A 13252-nucleotide genomic window follows, 5' to 3' on the forward strand; every position below is an offset into this window, starting at 1 on the left:
CCCCGAGCGTGTCACCGCCCGGCAACCTTGGATAGGGCCGCGGCCAGCCACCCGACCGCCTCGCCGACGGTCGCCACGGTCGATGCCGGGGGGATCGACGGCCGGTCGACGACAACGACCGGGACTCCTCGCTCGCGGGCCGCCGCCAGCTTCGGTGCGGATCCGCCACTGTCCTTGGTGACCAGCACGTTTATGCGGTGCGCGCGCATCAGGCCGAGCTCGCCGTCGAGCGTGAACGGCCCCCGGTCGAGCACGACCTCGAGGTTCCGCGGCATCGGCGGTGTCGGCTTCTCGACCGACCGCGAAAGAAAGAATGCGCCCTCGACCCCGGCGAAAGCGGCGATGCTCTGTCGCCCGGTGGTGAGAAGAACGCGGTCCCCCAGGTGGGGGAGAAGGGCGGCGGCCGCGTCCAGATCCGGTACGCGCCGCCAGTCGTCCCCGGGCTCCTCGATCCAGCCGGGCCGCCGGAGCACGAGCAGCGGCGTTCCGGTCCGGGCCGCGGCCTCGACGGCGTGCCGGGTCATCGTCGCCGCGAACGGGTGGGTGGCGTCGACGACCGCGTCGATCCGCTCGGCGGTCAGATATTCGACCAGCCCGTCGATGCCGCCGAAGCCGCCGACGCGCACGTCACCGGCGATCTCCAGCGGGGCGGAGGTGCGGCCCGCGAGCGAACTGATCACGGTGCAGGCGTCGGAGGCGAGCGCCGCGGCCAGGTGACGGCCCTCGGTGGTGCCGCCGAGGATCAGGATTCGCGGGCGGCCGGTCACGTCCGGCATCGGGTGGCCGAATAGAGGTGGCTGTCGGGGAACTGCGAGGCGGTCAGCGCCGCCCCGACCACGATCACGGCCGTGCGCTTGATGCCGGCCGCCGTGACCTGGGCGGCGATGTCGGCGAGGGTGCCGCGCACGATCAACTCGTCGGGGCGGCTGGCCCGGGCCACGACGGCCACCGGACAGTCCGGGCCGTAGGACGGGATCAGCTCGGCCACCACGGCGTCGATGCGCTGCACGGCGAGGTGCAGGATCATCGTGGCCCGGCTGGCGCCCAGCGTCGCCAGGTCCTCGCCGGGGGGCATCGCGGTGGCGCGTTCCGCGGTGCGGGTCAGGATGACCGTCTGGGCCACCTCGGGAACGGTGAGTTCGCGGCCCAGCGAGGCCGCCGCGGCGGCGAAGGCGGGCACGCCGGGAACGACGTCGTAGGAGACACCGGCGGCGTCCAGGCGGCGCATCTGTTCGGCGACGGCGCTGAAGACCGACGGGTCGCCCGAGTGCAGCCGGGCCACGTCCAGACCGGCCTGGGAGGCCTCGACCATCTCGGCGATGATCTCGTCGAGGGTCAGCCGGGCGGTGTCGATCAGGCGGGCGCCGGGCGGGCACACCGACAGCAGTTCGGCCGGCACGAGGCTGCCCGCGTAGAGACAGACCGGGCTGCCGGCGAGCAGGCGCTGTCCGCGTACGGTGATCAGGTCGGCGGCTCCCGGGCCGGCGCCGATGAAATGGACCGTCATCGGGAGGTCACCGACCAGATCGTCACCGGCATCATTGCTCTCCATCCCGTGAAACCGCCGACCGGCGAGGCGCGGTTCACCGCGACCCGGGTCAGGTCACCGCCCAGCCTGCCGTACGCGGCGGCCAGCACCGCCTCGGTCTCCAGCGTCACCGCGTTGGCCACCAGGCGGCCGCCCGCCCGCAGCGCGGCCAGGCAGGCGTCGAGCACGCCCTCGCGGGTCAGCCCACCGCCCACGAAGATCGTGTCCGGGGCCGGCAGCCCGTCCAGCGCGGCCGGTGCGGAACCGTGCACGACGCGGAGCCCGGGAACGCCGAGGGCCGACGCGTTGCGCCGGATCGCCGAAAAGCGGTCGGAACGGGACTCGATCGCGATCGCCCGGCACGTCGGGTGGCTGCGCATCCATTCGATGCCGATGCTTCCGCTGCCGGCGCCGACGTCCCAGAGCAGGGCGCCCGGCACGGGCGCCAGCGCGGCCAGGGTCACGGCACGAACCTCACGCTTCGTGAGTTGCCCGTCATTCTCGTACGCGTCGTCTTCCAGTCCCGGCACGACGGATATGCGGGGGCCGTCGCCGCATTCGATGCCGAGCACCGCGAGCGGGTCGCCCGCCGCGTGCTCCCACGACGACGCGGTGCCGACCACCACATGCTCGGACGGCCCACCCAGCTGCGAAAGCACGGTGACCGTGGCGGCGCCGTAGCCCGACGAAGTCAGCAGCGCGGCCACCACGGCCGGCGTCGAGGCGTCGCGGGCCAGCACGAGCAGCCGGCGCCCCGGGTTGAGGGCCCGCCGCAGCACCGCCGGGTCGGCCGTGACCAGGCTCACGACCTCGGTCGTCGCCAGCGGCCAGCCGAGCCGAGCCGCGGCCAGCGACACCGACGACGGGTGGGGGAGCGCCCGCACCCGCTCGGCGCCGAGCAGCCGCACCAGGGTCGCCCCGATGCCGTGGAACATCGGATCGCCGCTGGCCAGCACGGCCCGGCGCCGGCCGGCGTGCGATTCGAGCAGGCCGGGCAGGGCCGGGAGCAGCGGCGACGGCCAGGCGATGCGCTCGGCGGCGACCTCGGGCGGGAGCAGATCCAGCTGGCGGTCGCTGCCGAAGATCACTTGCGCTGCGAGCAGCGCTTCGGTGGGCGTACGCCCGAGGTCCGCCCACCCGCCGGCGCCGACGCCGACCACAGTGACCAGGTCAGGGTTGTCGGTTTGCACGTCGAGACCGTAACCCGGCGCCCCGGCGGGGGATTTTTCTCCCCCGGCTTGAGCGATGCCGGGCCCGGCTGCGTACAACAGCCCGACGGCTCCCCGAGACCGGGTCGTCACGTCCGCCGCAGGGGGTGGTGGGCGACGCCCACGACGACCGTCTGGAGGCTGAGGACGTGGCGCAGCGACCGCCGGTGTTCCCGAGCCCTCAAGATCAACGATCCGCCGAGGACGACGCGAACTACTTCGCTGATCTTCGGGCGATGCCCGACGAGGACGACCCGTTCGCCCGGCCCGGGCGCGACGACTCCTGGAACCGGCACCCGTCCGGCGGGTGGGACACCACCGAGGCCGACGACGACTTCGACGCCGTGCGGCCCCGCACCGACGAGTTCGAGTCGATCCGCCCGCGATCCGATTCTCCGGGGTACGCCGACCCGGCCGCGTCCTCCGCGGTCCGCCGGCGCAGCGACGAGTTCGAGTCGATCCGGCCGCGGAGCGCCGACCGCGACGATTACGCCCGCGGCGACGACTATGACTCCGGGTCCTACGAGCGGCGGCGGTCGGAGCCGCGGCGCGAGGACACCGGAACGCGCACCGACCGGGGCACCGATACCGGCTCGTTCGAGGTGCGGCTGACCGAAACCGGCTCCTTCGGCGCGCGGCGCGAGGCACGGCGGGACACCGGAGCCTACGAGACGCTGCGCCCCGATTCGGGCGAATTCGACGAGATCCGGCCCCGGCGCCGCGACGACGACACCGAGCGGACCCGCCCGGCCGCCGACCCCTGGGGCGACGACCCGGGTGCGCGTCTCGACGACGCTTACGCCGTACCGGACCTCGACTTTGCGCCGGCGCCGGCGGCGTGGGCGGATCCGCAGGATCCGTATTCCGACGACCCCTACCGGCGCAGCGACATCGTGCACGAGTCGCAGACCGATCCGAGCGGCTGGAAGGCGGCCGGCCCGGCGCAGCCGCCGATCCCCGACGACCGGCCGCCCGCCGAGGCGCTTTCCGGCAACCGCCTGCTGACCATCCTGCTGTTCTTCTCCGGGCTCGCCACCAGCGTCTCGCTGTGGCTGTTCGACACCCCCGGCGGCTCGGTCAACGACACCGCGACGCTGATGCTCGCGGCCGGCCGCATCACCGGGCTGGTCTCCGGCTATGTCCTGTTCATCCAGCTGCTGATGATGAGCCGGGTCTCCTGGCTCGAGGAATGGGTCGGCGCCCGCGACCTGCTGCGCTGGCACCGCTGGCTCGGCACCTCGCTGGTCGTCGGCGTGCTCGCGCACATCGTGCTGATCGTCTACGGCTACGCGCTGACCGCGCAGAGCGGCGTGGTGTCACAGGGCTGGACGATCATCACCACGTTCCCGAAGATGATGAACGCGGTGATCGCCACCGGCATCCTGGTCGTGATCTCGCTGACCTCGATCCGGTTCGCCCGCTCCAAGCTGCCGTACGAGTTCTGGCACCTGCTGCACTTCGCGGGTTACCTGGTGCTGCTGCTCGGCTACGGCCACCAGGTCGCGACCGGTGCCGACCTGAGCGGCAAGTTCTCCTCGGTGTTCTGGCCCGGCCTCAGCGCCCTGGTGATCTCGACGCTGGTCTGGGGCCGCCTGATCGAGCCGCTCCTGCTCAACGCGCGGCACCGGTTCGAGGTCGCCGAAGTGGTCAGCGAGGGCGTCAACACGTTCTCCATCTACATCGACGGCAAGAAGCTCGACAAGCTGCCCGCCCAGGCCGGCCAGTTCATGCGGTGGCGGTTCCTGACCCGCAACGGCTGGTGGCAGTCCCACCCGTTCTCGCTGTCGGCGGCCCCGAACAAGGAGTGGCTGCGGCTGACCGTGACCGCGGTCGGCGGCCACACCTCGCGGCTCGCGAACATGCAGCCGGGCACGCCGGTGTGGGCGGCCGGGCCGTTCGGGGTGTTCACCGCGCAGCGGCGCACCCGGCGCCGGGCCCTCCTGATCGCCGGCGGCAGCGGCATCGCCCCGATCCGGGCCCTCCTCGAGGACATGCCGCCGGACACCATCGTCATCTACCGGGCGAGCCGCCCCGACGAACTGGTCTTCCGCGGCGAACTGGAAGAGCTGGCCGAACGCCGGGACGCGTGGGTGCGCTACATCGTCGGCTCCCGCAACGACCCGGGCCCGCGCCGGCTGTTCACCCCGCCCGGCCTGCTCGGCCTGGTGCCGGACGTGAGCCGGCGCGACGTCTACCTCTGCGGGCCGCCCGGACTCGTCGAGGCCGCCGTCGGCACCCTCCGCGAGCTCGACGTTCCGGAGAGCCAGCTCCACCTCGACCCCTTCGAGTTCTAGCTTTCGGGAGTTCCTGTCATGCGACGTAGTACCGCAGCCGCCGTCGGCACCCTGACCGGCGCCGCCCTGATCATCGGGGTGCGACTGAGCGTGACGCCGACGGCGGCCCCGGTCGCCGAAGCGCCGCCGCCGGTCGACGTGGCCAACAACTCGTCACCCACCCCGTCGTCCGGTTCGGCGAAGGACGGCGGCAAGGCGCCGGCGAAGAAGAAGGAGGCCGCCAAGTCCGGCCTCAAGGACGGCAACATCCAGGGCAAGAAGATCCAATATCCGTACGGCGCGATCCAGGTCACGCTGAAGATCGACGGCGGGTCGATCACCGACGTGGCAGCGACCTATCCGCTGGCCGGCGACAGCGCGACCATCAACCCGCGGGCCATCCCGGCGCTCAAACAGGAAGTCCTGAAAGCGCAGAGCGACAAGATCGCGGCGGTTTCCGGAGCGACCTACACCAGCGCCGCCTACCTCAAGTCCCTTCAATCGGCATTGGACGCCGCCAAGGCGTAGGGTCACGCTTCGTGCGTCACGTCGAACACGTCATGGGTACGGTCGTCAGCATCGAACTGGCCGACGATCAGCCCCCTGAACAGCTCCGCGACATGATCGCCGAGGTGTGCGACTGGCTGCACGAGGTGGACCGCCGATTCAGCACGTACAAGGCGGAGAGTGAGGTCAGCCGCCTCCAGCGCGGCGAAATCACCCTCGCCGAATGCTCGGCCGACCTGCGGCACGTCCTCGACGCCTGCGCCGACCTGTGGCGCGACACGGACGGCTACTTCGACGCGTACGCGGGCGGATCGCTCGACCCGTCCGGCTACGTGAAGGGCTGGTCGGTCGAGGTCGCCTCGGCCCGGCTGGCCGCCGCCGGCTCGACCCGGCACTACATCAACGCCGGCGGCGACATCCGCATGCGCGGCGGCAACCCGGACGGCGAACCGTGGCGGGTCGGCATCCGGCACCCGTGGGAAGCCGACAAGGTCAGCTGGGTGCTGGCGGTCACCGAAGGCGCGGTCGCGACGTCCGGCACCTACGAGCGAGGCCATCACGTCGTCAACCCGCGTACGGGAAAGCCCGCCCAAGGATTGCGCAGCGTGACCGTCGTCGGGCCCGACCTGTCGCTCGCGGACGCCTATGCGACCGCCGCCCTCGCCATGGGCGAGGCGGGCATCTCGTGGCTCGCGAAGCGGGCCGCCGACGGCTATCAGTCAGCGGTTGTCACCGACGACGGTCGCGCCTTCTCCTCGGCCGACCTCCCCGCCGCCGTCTGACATTCAAGGCGATGAGCGGCACTCCCCGCCTGCCTATGCTGAGATCTGCCGGGCCGCCCCGGGCGACCCGGCTGATCTGACCACAGGGGAGGTCCGGTGGAAGTCACACTTCGGGTCGGCGAACGCGCTACCGTGCGCCTGCCCGGCCTCGGCACGGTCGGCTACCGGTGGGCGTCGGACGTCTCGGGTGACGCGGTGGCGGTCTCGGTGCGGCCGGCGCCCCGCGAGGAGATCGACGGCCGCCCGCCCGGTGCCAGCGTCGACGAGATCGCGGTCATCGAGGGCCGGCATCCGGGCCGCGCGACCGTGACCCTGGAACAGCGACGGTCATGGGAAAACCGGCCCCAGCCGCAAGATCAGCAGGTCATTGAGGTGATCGTCACCTAAATTCATGATTCACGCGAAATGGTGAATGATGGGCGCCGTGACTGACGTACTGCCAATCACCGCGCCCGCCCCCACGCCCGTTTCGTCCGGGCGCCGGTGGCAGGCCACGCTGTGGATCTGGCTGCCGTCCGTCGGGCCGGCCCTGCTGATGCTGGTGGTCGGCCGCTACCGTCTGCGCAACCCGACCCTCGGCTGGGACGAGAACGCCACCTGGATCGCCAGCCAGCGCACGCCCGGGCAGATCGTCGACCTGGCCCGGCACTTCGACGGCGTGATCTCGCCCTACTACCTGTTCATGCACTTCTGGACCAGGATCTTCGGTGACTCCGAGTTCTGGATGCGGGCGCCGTCGCTGCTCGCGGTGGCGCTCGGGGTCGGCCTCGCCGGCGAACTCGGCCGGCGCCTGTTCTCGCCCGGCGTCGGCCTGCTCGGCGGCGCGCTGCTCGTGCTGGTTCCGCAGCTCACGCGCTACGCGCAGGACGCCCGGGTCTACGGCATCGCCTTCCTTTTCGCGACGCTGGCGACACTCCTGCTCTATCGGGCGCTTCAGCGCCCCACGTGGGCGCGCTGGATTGCGTACGCCGTGATCGTGACCCTGATCGGCTGGGCGCACATCTTCGCGCTGATGGTGCTGGCCGGTCACGCGTACGCGGTCCTGAGCCGATGGCACGCGCAGCGTGACCGGGCCCTCCTGCGCTGGCTGATCGCCGCGCCGATCGCCGTCCTGCCGGTGCTGCCGCTGGTCTGGCTGGGCCTGCACCAGAAGGGCGAGCAGCTCGACTGGATCGCGCCGATGACCCTCCACCAGGTCTGGGAGGCACCCGGCGCGATTTTCGGATCGGCCGCGGCCGGGCTGCTGCTGATCGGCCTGGCGTTCGCCGCCCGCGCCGCCGACCGCCGGGTCGTCCGCGAACTCGCCATGCTCGCCGTGGTGCCACCGCTGCTGCTGATGGCTGTGTCGTTCGCCGGGCCGTCGTTCTGGGTCCCGCGCTACGTGCTCTTCATCGTCCCGGCGGTCGGTCTGCTGGCCGCGGCCGCCCTGCGCGCCCTACGCCTGCCCGCCTTCGGCGCGGTCGTCCTGCTCGCCGCCGTCGCGATCCCGGCCCAGCACCAGGTCCGCGGCCCGGCCAGCCACCTGGGCGCCAACTTCCGGGCCGTCGCCCGGGTGATCTCGGCCGAGCAGCAGCCGGGCGACGTCATCGTCTACGGCACGAGCGGCAACTGGTCCCTCCGCGCCGGCATCGAGTACCAGCTGCGCAACCGCCAGAAACCCCGCGACGTCCTGCTGCGGACCCCGGCCGCCGACATCGGCCAGCTGGAAGCCGTGCAGTGCCCCGACCAGGTCGCCTGCCTGGGCACGGCGAAGCGCGTCTGGTTCTTCCGGCAGTGGGCCTCCGGCAAGCCCCTCACCGACGCCGGCGACCTCACCGCCACCCTCCGCACCCACTACCAGCAGGCCGGCGTCTGGCACACCACCAAGGCGACCCTGGTCCTGTTCGTGCTCAGAAGTCGCTGAACAGGTAGGGCATCCGGCGGGGGAACAGGGTCGTCAGCGGGGAGATCGCCTCCGCGGTGAGCTCGCCCAGGCCGCGGGTGAAGACCTCGACCGGGTCGAGAACGCCGTACAGCAGCGCGCTGAAACCGCCCACGGTGAGCGTTGCCGCCGGGTTGCTGCCCTTCGCCACGGCCAGCCGGCCGTCCTCCGAGGAGAGGCGCCAGACGCCGCCCACGAACTCGTCGTCCGGGATCTCGATCGTGACGTCGCCCGCGCCCACCGGCGTACCGGAAAGGGCGGGCATGTCCAATGCCCGCACCATCGGTCCGCCCTTCCGGGGATGATTGACCCGGCCCTCGGTGGTGACCGCCAGGTCGGTGCCCCACAACTCCGGGACCTCGTCGGTGCCGACCGTGACCGTCACCCGCGCCACCTGGTCGACGTGGCGGGCGAAGAACTGCAGCAGCAGCGCCCGGCCGAGCGGCCCAGTGGTCAGCAGGTCCTCGGCGACGAGGTCACCGCCGTACTCCGCGATGTGGTAGCGGACCGCGCCGACCACCTCGCCCTCCGAGCGGGCGACGGCCAGCCACACCTTGTCGTCCCGGAAGCCGGCGGTCTGGTTGTCGTCGAAAACCGAGAAGCCGTGACGCTCCTCGAGGAGGCGGCGGGTGAGAGACTCGTACGCCTCGAAGCCGTCCGCCATCGGCCGACGCTCGACCTCGCCCGGCAGCTCCGCCCGGATCAGGTGAGCGAGCCCCTCCGGGGCAAAGGTCGCCGTCCGGTGCCGCGGGATGCCCACAAAGCCGAAGCGGGCATAAAAGCTCGGACGGAACGGGTAGAGCGCGCTGACCGCCGACCCTTCCTCCCGCATCTGCCGCAGCAGCCGCTCCAGCAGCCCCCGCACCAGCCCCCGCCGCCGCGCCGACGGATGCGACGCCACCGACGCCACACCGGCCATGCCGTGCACCAGCCCACGCACGTTCTGTCGCATCCGGTAGCCGACCACCGACGCCAGCGCCTGCCCACCCTCCTCGGCGACCAGGTTGAGCGCGGTCTCGTTGAACTGCATCCGCCCCCGGTACCGCTCCTCATCCTCAGCCGGCCAGGGCGAGGGCGTGAAGGCGTACGCGGTGAGCGGAAACATCTGCGCCGTGCGCTCCGCGGCGGTGATCTGCCGAAAGTCCATGCCGCCCATCCAACCCTGTCCCGGCTCCCCGCCGCTTCCGAGTTTCACGAGGTGGCGACGCGCCGGGGACCCCGGTTTGGCATTGGTCAGGTGGACCCGCTAATGTTTCTTCCGTCGCCGGGGCCGCGGAAGCGGGGCCGGAGCTGACAAGCGGACGTAGCGCAGCTGGTAGCGCATCACCTTGCCAAGGTGAGGGTCGCGGGTTCGAATCCCGTCGTCCGCTCGGAGAGGCCGCCACAGGAAACCGTGCGGGGCCGGCTCGGTGGAGTGGCCGAGAGGCGAGGCAACGGCCTGCAAAGCCGTGTACACGGGTTCAAATCCCGTCTCCACCTCGGCAGTTGTTTTACCGAGGGCGATTGGCGCAGCGGGAGCGCGCTTCCTTGACACGGAAGAGGTCACTGGTTCGATCCCAGTATCGCCCACGAGCTCAGAGGCCATATCCCATTGATGGATATGGCCTCTTCTCGTTCCTGGGTGACCAACTGAGTGACTAAGCCTCGTCGGGAAGGTCGGCCGGGAAGATCCGGTCCATGGCCACAGCGCCCTTGAGTAGGACGGGCCGAAGTTGATGCCGGTACACCCGTTCGGTGACCGAGGTGCCGGAGTGCCCGCACAGGTCGGCAATGTCGTTGATCGAGACCCCGTCATCGGATAGCAGCGAGACGAAGCTGTGCCGTAGTTCCCGGGGCGTCCAGTTGGTCTGGCTCAGGCCAGCGGCCTTGACGATGCGACGGAAGGTCCGGCGCACGTTCGCGGCGTCGAGTGCCGTGCCGGACGAAGAGCAAAATACGAGATCGAGATCCTGCCAGTCCCGGCCGGCCCTTTCGCGCTCGACGTCTTGGAGGTCCCGGTGAGTCCGGAGGGCGACTACACCGCGCAGCGGGAGCGCCAGCGTCCGTCGGGACTTGCGAGTCTTCGTATCCCCGGATTCCCGGACCGATGTCCAGACCTGGACCGACGGCGGGACCGGATCGTCAACGTCCGGCTTACCGTCCAGGTCGACGAGCGCCCAGGTAAGAGCGCGTAGTTCCTCGGTACGTGCGCCGCTGAGCAGCGAAAGGACGACGTAGGCGTAGAGCCGTGTGTCTTCAGCGGCGTCGAGTACCGCCTTGGCGGCGGCGAGACTCAGCGATTTGGAGGGGCGGCCAGGCAAGCCGGTAGGCACCTCGCATAGGGCGACGACGTTGCGCTTGACCTTGTCGCGAGCCATTGCCCGGTCGACGGATCGATTCAGGCATTCGTAGATTCGTTGAACGGTGCTCGTGCTCAGTTTCTTGGCGAGGCCGACCAGCCATTTGTCGACGTCCGTGGCGGAGAGCTCGCGTAGTTTGCGAGCGCCAAGCCCGGCAATGATGTGCTTGCACAAATGCCGGTTCTTGTCGACGGTGTTTTGCGACCGGCCGTTCAAGCCGTAGGTGAGCCAGTCCTCGACCGCTTGGGCCACTGTAAATCCGGTCTGAGTTTGCGCCAGGCCGTCTTCGTATTCGCGGATCTTTTGCCGCAACGAATTTCCGGCCTCGGTTTTGGTTTTTCCGCTTGCTTTACGGACGATGCGCTTACCGGCAGGGGTGTAACCGACGGTGACTGAGGCGATCCAGCGTTGGCGCTGCTCGTCCCAGTGCAGACCGCCGTCTCCCCGGCTGCGGCGTTTGGTCATGCGGCTTGTCTCCCTTCGCTTTCACGGATGAGTAAACCGACGTAGGCGTCGATTGCTGCTGGTACGCGTCGCGCTCGTCCTTCCTTGACTGTTCGCAGTCGGCCGGAGCGAATCAATTCGTAGATTTGTGACCGGCTCAGGTTGAGCTGTTCTGCGGCCTCGCGGACGGTGTAGAGCGCTTTGCGGTGTTCCCTTCCACGGATTTGTTTCCTCTCGACTTTACGCAACTGCCATGACGACGGGAATGGACTGCCCCTGTTCGTGAGCGATTTCCTCACGACCGGCTTCTTGTCGAGCCCGAGCCATAGTGGCAGCGGTATTCGCAAGAAGCGCGTCGCCGGTGGAATGCCAGCCGACACCGGCAAAGGTGAGTGCCCCTACGACAAGCGTGGTTTCTTCGTCGGCATGGTCAGCCGCACGGACGGCAGCATCGTTCGTCTTTTCCTCAGCGCGGCGAAAGGTGACACGGTCGTCCCGGAGGGTTTGGAAGCGGACGACACGGTGCCGAGTCTTGGTGAGGAAGTGCCCGTTGAAGCCGAACCGGTGGGCGTAGCGGCGTAGCCGGGCGTACGGGTTGGGCTGGTCGCTATTCGCGGGTTTGGTGTCAAGGCTGGCTTGACGGTCGGCGACGCAGACGGGGCACTCGGCGTATCGGGTGCGGGTGCCGCAGTCGGGCGCAGTCCCAGGGCGTGTCGAAGGTGCGCCGTTCTCCGGGTTCGGGGTGGCGCACGGGTCGGCCGGCGAGGGGTGCTGGGGTCAGTGACGAGACCAGTGACGTGGAATGGTGGTCACCGGAGCAGATCACGGATCGCATGGACCCGGCCTACGCCGAAGGATGCTTGACGCACTCCGGCAAGACGGGCCAGCAGCACGGGCACATGACGGAGTCGCTCTCCTGTCCGACTTCGCGGCACTCCCGTAGCCACAGCGACGCTCCGAAGATCAAGCGGAGGCCGGTCGGCTGCCGGAATTGTCGGGCTGCCGGAATGCTTGTTCAAACTTTCTGTACGTCTTCAAGGCGGCCCGAAACGGGCCGCTCACGCCGCCGCCCAGGGCGTCATGCCCGCCGCCTGGCAAGCCGGACGGCGGCGGGCATGCCAGCGCCCGGCGGCTGGCGTGCAGGGCAGACCGGGCCGCATCGACGACAGGCTCCCAGGGTGGTCGTTTGGTGATGAGGTTAGTCGGCAGCCGACCGGCTTACGGCCTGGACGACGCGGCGCAGCTGCCCGCCCCAGGCCGTAACGCGTGCCGAGCCTTGGCGTTGGTCGCGGTTTACTGCGCCTCCGGCGGGGGCGCTCCAGCTCTGGGATGGTCGCGCACCCGTCACCTTCCACCCGGGCAAGCCGAGCAGACCCCCGCCGGCGCCCGCCAGCCTGGGTGCCTAGTGTCAAGGCCGTATTGACGTGGCGGGCGCCGGCGGTGCCCCGCTCCCGCGATGGGCGGGTCGAGGGTGACGGGATGGCGCTACGCCACGGATGCTTGGATCCTGCTCGGTCTGCATTTTGCCAGGGAACCCGGGTGGTGACGATCAGACGGAATGTGCGACAGGAGGCACTAAGTGATCTTAGTGTGTAGGCATGTCTGAGAAAGATGGTCTTCAAGCCGGGATAGACCGTTTGGAGGCAATGCGGAAAGATGGCGCCATAGTGCACCAATCAATGAAAGACGAGTTACACTCTCCGGAAAGAGAAGTTCTTCAAAAAGCATATCTAATGCGAGACGAAGTTATTGCAAAAGGTAGGAACGATCTTCTGCCAAAAGCGGAAGCGATCATACAAGACCTAGAAGAAAAAGAGCAGGCTGCCCGTGATGCAGGATTAGCCTCAGTTCTTGCTGATGAGCAAGCAAAGCGAGCGATTGCTCAAAGCAAAGATGCGATCGAAGCGCTTGAGAAGCTCGAGGACCAAAATCCTTCAGCTACCGAGGATCCTTCCGGTGAGTGACTATCTGGGTGACAATCGCCAGTGATCGCACCGGACACCCAGGGACGACTACGGATTGATCTGCGCAGGTCGGCCGCCTGTCGATCAAGCTCATTCAAGATCATAAGTTACTTGGGGTTCAAGGCGTCGGCCGACCATCCGCGCCCCACATAGGATCGGACAGGCCCGGGCGTCCGATGACGCGATGCAACTCTTCGTTGCTAGAGCCAAGTTCCTTGCGAACTGCGTTTACGTATAACAATCGAGCTGCCTCAAGTACCTCACGCATTCTGATCCATTCTTCCAG

12 protein-coding genes, 3 tRNA genes and 1 pseudogene are annotated in these 13252 nt (G+C 69.3%); 9 read left to right on the plus strand and 7 right to left on the minus strand.

Translation table 11 applies throughout. The annotated features are described in order from the left end of the window. Positions 1–11 precede the first annotated feature (11 nt). Genes ACIA5C_RS16690 through cbiE form a run of 3 tightly spaced genes read right to left on the minus strand, consistent with a single transcriptional unit; the run spans position 12 to position 2718 of the window. A complete protein-coding gene (locus ACIA5C_RS16690; RefSeq protein WP_396055309.1) occupies positions 12–776 on the minus strand; it encodes a cobalt-precorrin-6A reductase in 765 nt (254 codons plus the stop codon). Then, the gene (gene cobM, locus ACIA5C_RS16695) at positions 764–1507 is read right to left on the minus strand and encodes a precorrin-4 C(11)-methyltransferase (RefSeq protein WP_396055641.1); all 744 of its coding nucleotides are present in this window, start codon (positions 1505–1507) and stop codon (positions 764–766) included. The genes ACIA5C_RS16690 and cobM overlap by 13 nt, the downstream gene beginning before the upstream one ends. Beyond that, positions 1504–2718 (minus strand): precorrin-6y C5,15-methyltransferase (decarboxylating) subunit CbiE, encoded by a 1215-nt coding sequence (gene cbiE, locus ACIA5C_RS16700; protein ID WP_396055311.1) that lies wholly within the window; start codon positions 2716–2718, stop codon positions 1504–1506. Before cbiE ends, cobM begins: the two co-directional genes overlap by 4 nt. Before the next feature lie 167 nt (positions 2719–2885). Between cbiE and ACIA5C_RS16705 the strand changes: the two genes are divergently transcribed. The 5 genes from ACIA5C_RS16705 (at position 2886) to ACIA5C_RS16725 (ending at position 8201) form a co-directional block, all read left to right on the plus strand. Continuing rightward, positions 2886–5030, plus strand: a complete 2145-nt coding sequence (locus ACIA5C_RS16705) for a ferric reductase-like transmembrane domain-containing protein (RefSeq protein WP_396055313.1) — start codon at positions 2886–2888, stop codon at positions 5028–5030. 18 nt (positions 5031–5048) lie between these two features. Further along, a complete protein-coding gene (locus tag ACIA5C_RS16710) occupies positions 5049–5537 on the plus strand; it encodes an FMN-binding protein (protein WP_396055315.1) in 489 nt (162 codons plus the stop codon). A gap of 32 nt (positions 5538–5569) precedes the next feature. Further along, on the plus strand, positions 5570–6298 hold the full coding sequence (locus ACIA5C_RS16715; RefSeq protein ID WP_396055643.1) for an FAD:protein FMN transferase: 729 nt from the start codon (positions 5570–5572) through the stop codon (positions 6296–6298). A gap of 96 nt (positions 6299–6394) precedes the next feature. Beyond that, the gene (locus ACIA5C_RS16720; RefSeq protein WP_396055317.1) at positions 6395–6685 is read left to right on the plus strand and encodes a protease inhibitor I42 family protein; all 291 of its coding nucleotides are present in this window, start codon (positions 6395–6397) and stop codon (positions 6683–6685) included. Between the two features lie 37 nt (positions 6686–6722). Beyond that, a complete protein-coding gene (locus ACIA5C_RS16725; protein WP_396055320.1) occupies positions 6723–8201 on the plus strand; it encodes a glycosyltransferase family 39 protein in 1479 nt (492 codons plus the stop codon). Here ACIA5C_RS16725 and eis read toward each other — a convergent pair. Then, a complete protein-coding gene (eis, locus tag ACIA5C_RS16730; RefSeq protein WP_396055322.1) occupies positions 8188–9366 on the minus strand; it encodes an enhanced intracellular survival protein Eis in 1179 nt (392 codons plus the stop codon). The genes ACIA5C_RS16725 and eis overlap by 14 nt on opposite strands. Before the next feature lie 150 nt (positions 9367–9516). Here eis and ACIA5C_RS16735 point away from each other — a divergent pair. The 3 genes from ACIA5C_RS16735 to ACIA5C_RS16745 all read left to right on the plus strand — a co-directional run bounded on the left by ACIA5C_RS16735 (position 9517) and on the right by ACIA5C_RS16745 (position 9788). Beyond that, positions 9517–9589, plus strand: a tRNA-Gly gene (locus tag ACIA5C_RS16735). Between the two features lie 38 nt (positions 9590–9627). Continuing rightward, positions 9628–9698: transfer RNA gene (locus ACIA5C_RS16740), tRNA-Cys, on the plus strand. Positions 9699–9716: 18 nt separating this feature from the next. Further along, a tRNA-Val gene (locus ACIA5C_RS16745) sits at positions 9717–9788 on the plus strand. Positions 9789–9856: 68 nt separating this feature from the next. Here the strand turns inward: ACIA5C_RS16745 and xerC are convergent. From xerC to ACIA5C_RS16760, 3 genes and pseudogenes are all read right to left on the minus strand, one after another. Continuing rightward, a complete protein-coding gene (gene xerC, locus ACIA5C_RS16750) occupies positions 9857–11023 on the minus strand; it encodes a tyrosine recombinase XerC (protein WP_396055324.1) in 1167 nt (388 codons plus the stop codon). Further along, on the minus strand, positions 11020–11301 hold the full coding sequence (locus ACIA5C_RS16755; protein WP_396055326.1) for an excisionase family DNA-binding protein: 282 nt from the start codon (positions 11299–11301) through the stop codon (positions 11020–11022). Before ACIA5C_RS16755 ends, xerC begins: the two co-directional genes overlap by 4 nt. Further along, positions 11243–11590: pseudogene (locus ACIA5C_RS16760) on the minus strand (replication initiator); the annotation flags it as partial. The gene ACIA5C_RS16755 and the pseudogene ACIA5C_RS16760, both read right to left, overlap by 59 nt. Before the next feature lie 1010 nt (positions 11591–12600). Between ACIA5C_RS16760 and ACIA5C_RS16765 the strand changes: the two are divergent. Then, complete coding sequence (locus tag ACIA5C_RS16765; protein WP_396055328.1) at positions 12601–12966, plus strand: hypothetical protein; 366 nt, start codon at positions 12601–12603, stop codon at positions 12964–12966. Positions 12967–13252 lie beyond the last annotated feature (286 nt).

Origin of the sequence: Actinoplanes sp. NPDC051343, assembly GCF_044455125.1 — a bacterium.
Lineage (GTDB): Bacteria > Actinomycetota > Actinomycetes > Mycobacteriales > Micromonosporaceae > Actinoplanes.

Excerpts from the sequence above, each read along its gene's own strand:
- ACIA5C_RS16690 (WP_396055309.1), bottom strand. The coding sequence starts at position 776 with ATGCCGGACGTGACCGGCCGCCCGCGAATCCTGATCCTCGGCGGCACC.
- cobM (WP_396055641.1), bottom strand. The coding sequence starts at position 1,507 with ATGACGGTCCATTTCATCGGCGCCGGCCCGGGAGCCGCCGACCTGATC.
- ACIA5C_RS16710 (WP_396055315.1), top strand. The coding sequence starts at position 5,049 with ATGCGACGTAGTACCGCAGCCGCCGTCGGCACCCTGACCGGCGCCGCC.
- ACIA5C_RS16715 (WP_396055643.1), top strand. The coding sequence starts at position 5,570 with ATGGGTACGGTCGTCAGCATCGAACTGGCCGACGATCAGCCCCCTGAA.
- eis (WP_396055322.1), bottom strand. The coding sequence starts at position 9,366 with ATGGACTTTCGGCAGATCACCGCCGCGGAGCGCACGGCGCAGATGTTT.
- xerC (WP_396055324.1), bottom strand. The coding sequence starts at position 11,023 with ATGACCAAACGCCGCAGCCGGGGAGACGGCGGTCTGCACTGGGACGAG.
- ACIA5C_RS16765 (WP_396055328.1), top strand. The coding sequence starts at position 12,601 with ATGTCTGAGAAAGATGGTCTTCAAGCCGGGATAGACCGTTTGGAGGCA.